Source organism: Aquipuribacter hungaricus, assembly GCF_037860755.1.
Lineage (GTDB): Bacteria > Actinomycetota > Actinomycetes > Actinomycetales > JBBAYJ01 > Aquipuribacter > Aquipuribacter hungaricus.
This window is the reverse complement of the sequence record NZ_JBBEOI010000378.1, coordinates 1-2160: the sequence shown is the minus strand read 5'-3', so window position 1 is coordinate 2160 and position 2160 is coordinate 1. Positions and strand designations below refer to the sequence as shown.

General features: G+C 74.2%; 3 protein-coding genes. 1 reads left to right on the top strand and 2 read right to left on the bottom strand.

What is annotated here, in order from left to right; genetic code table 11:
• Together WCS02_RS19850 and WCS02_RS19845 are read right to left on the bottom strand one after the other, a co-directional pair.
• Positions 1–402: hypothetical protein (locus tag WCS02_RS19850; protein WP_340296011.1), on the bottom strand; the 402-nt coding region annotated here is incomplete at its 3' end.
• Positions 399–644, bottom strand: a complete 246-nt coding sequence (locus WCS02_RS19845; RefSeq protein ID WP_340296010.1) for a hypothetical protein — start codon at positions 642–644, stop codon at positions 399–401. The genes WCS02_RS19845 and WCS02_RS19850, both read right to left, overlap by 4 nt.
• Positions 645–817: 173 nt before the next feature.
• Between WCS02_RS19845 and WCS02_RS19840 the strand changes: the two genes are divergently transcribed.
• On the top strand, positions 818–2029 hold the full coding sequence (locus WCS02_RS19840; protein WP_340296008.1) for a pyrophosphate--fructose-6-phosphate 1-phosphotransferase: 1212 nt from the start codon (positions 818–820) through the stop codon (positions 2027–2029).
• Positions 2030–2160: the final 131 nt, after the last annotated feature.

Here is a 2160-nt window from a genome sequence, read left to right as displayed (position 1 = left end):
CCGCCGCACGGCGGCGACGGCTGCCCCGACGACGACCACGGCTGCCACGAGCGCCCTGACGGCGGGGGCCGTCAGGCGGGGGCCGGGGCTCCAGCGACCGGCGCGGCGACGCAGCACCGTGCGTTCGCCGACGACGAGCTCCAGGTGCTGGTCCCACGGCGGCAGGCCGAGCCCGCCCCGCCTGGCGGTGCGGACGAGCTGGCCCGCGACGCCGGCCAGGCCGCCCGGCAGGGAGGCCCGCACGACACCGAGGTCCGCGGCACGGGCCAGGACGACGCGCAGGGTCTGCCCGTCGTCCTGCACGCCGAGCTGCGCCGTCCGACCGTCGGGCGCGGTGACCTGCACCGTCAGGTCGGCACCGACGTGCAGCGACGGCTGCCCGCTCCGCTGCTGGCGGCTCATGACGAGACCGCACCGCTCCCGTCGCGGTCGGTCGTGGTGATGCGCAGGGTGCCGTCGAGCTTCCAGGTGGCGCGCGGGGACTGCGGCCCGGTCTCGCGGGGGACCTCGACGGTCATGTCCACGAAGGTGTAGTCGATGACGGCGCCCTTGCCGGTGAGGAAGGACCACATCTCGCGGCCGAAGTCGGCGATGTTGGTGGTGGAGGCCGAGCGGACGTCGGTGCTGTCGGTGCTGTCGGTCATGAGGGCTCCTCGGAGAGGTCGGTGGCTGTGCGGGGCACGCCGGCTCTCGCGTGCCGCCGGGCCCCACCCTCGTGCAGGTCGCCCCGCACCGCCTGTCGATCACCCGCGCACGGCCGCCGGGAGGATCGCCATAGGCTGGCCGCGCCCGCGTAGAGCACCAGCAGAGGAGATCCATGCCCGAGTCCACGGGAGTCCGCAAGGTGGCGATGCTGACGGCCGGAGGGCTCGCGCCCTGCCTGTCGTCCGCTGTCGGCGGCCTGGTCGAGCGCTACACCGAGATCGCCCCCGAGGTCGAGATCATCGGCTACCTCGACGGCTACGCCGGGCTGCTGTCCGGACGGTCCGTCCCCGTGACCGACGAGGTCCGCCGGGACGCCCACCTGCTGCACCGCTTCGGCGGGAGCCCGCTCGGCAACAGCCGGGTCAAGCTGACCAACACGGCGAACCTCGTCGAGCGCGGCCTCATCAAGGAGGGCGAGGACGCCCTCAAGGTGGCGGCGGACCAGCTCGCGGCCGACGGCGTCGACGTCCTGCACACCATCGGCGGCGACGACACCAACACCACCGCCGCGGACCTCGCCGCCTACCTGGCGGGCAACGGCTACGAGCTCACGGTCGTGGGCCTGCCCAAGACGGTCGACAACGACGTGGTACCGATCCGTCAGTCGCTCGGGGCGTGGACGGCGGCCGAGCAGGGCGCCGTGTTCGCCCGCAACATCGTCGCCGAGCACTCGTCCAACCCGCGGATGCTCGTCGTCCACGAGGTCATGGGCCGCGGCTGCGGGTGGCTCACGGCCGCCACCGCGCTGGAGCACCACCGCTGGGTCCGCGGCCAGGAGTACCTGCCCGCGTTCGGCAACGCCGCGGACCGCTGGGACGTGCACGGCGTCTACCTGCCCGAGCTGGAGTTCGACGTGGAGGCGGAGTCCGCGCGGCTGCGCGAGGTCATGGACCGCACGGGGGCCGTCAACCTCTTCGTCTCCGAGGGCGCCGGCGTCCAGACCATCGTCGCGGAGCTGGAGAAGGCCGGGGAGACCGTGGCCCGCGACCCGTTCGGCCACGTCAAGATCGACACGATCAACCCCGGCGCGTGGTTCGCCAAGCAGTTCGCCGCGGGCATCGGGGCCGAGAAGACGATGGTGCAGAAGTCCGGCTACTTCGCCCGGTCCGCCGCCGCGAACAGCGACGACCTGCGTCTCATCAAGTCCTGCACCGACCTGGCCGTGGAGTGCGCGCTGCGCCGCGAGGGCGGGGTCATCGGCCACGACGAGGGCCAGGGCGGGCGGCTGCGCGCCATCGAGTTCGAGCGGATCGCGGGCGGCAAGGCCTTCGACACCTCGACCCCCTGGTTCACGGCGCTGCTCGCCGACATCGGCCAGGGCTGAGGGTGCGCGCCGGCCGGCCCACGCCGACCGGCGCGGCCACCACCCCCGCCCCCGTGTCGCTCCCGGCACCGCTGACCGTGCGGCTCGTCTCCGCGCTCGGCCGGCGGACGGGGGCGGTCGGCGTCGCCGGC

Excerpts from the sequence above, each read along its gene's own strand:
- WCS02_RS19845 (WP_340296010.1), bottom strand. The coding sequence starts at position 644 with ATGACCGACAGCACCGACAGCACCGACGTCCGCTCGGCCTCCACCACC.
- WCS02_RS19840 (WP_340296008.1), top strand. The coding sequence starts at position 818 with ATGCCCGAGTCCACGGGAGTCCGCAAGGTGGCGATGCTGACGGCCGGA.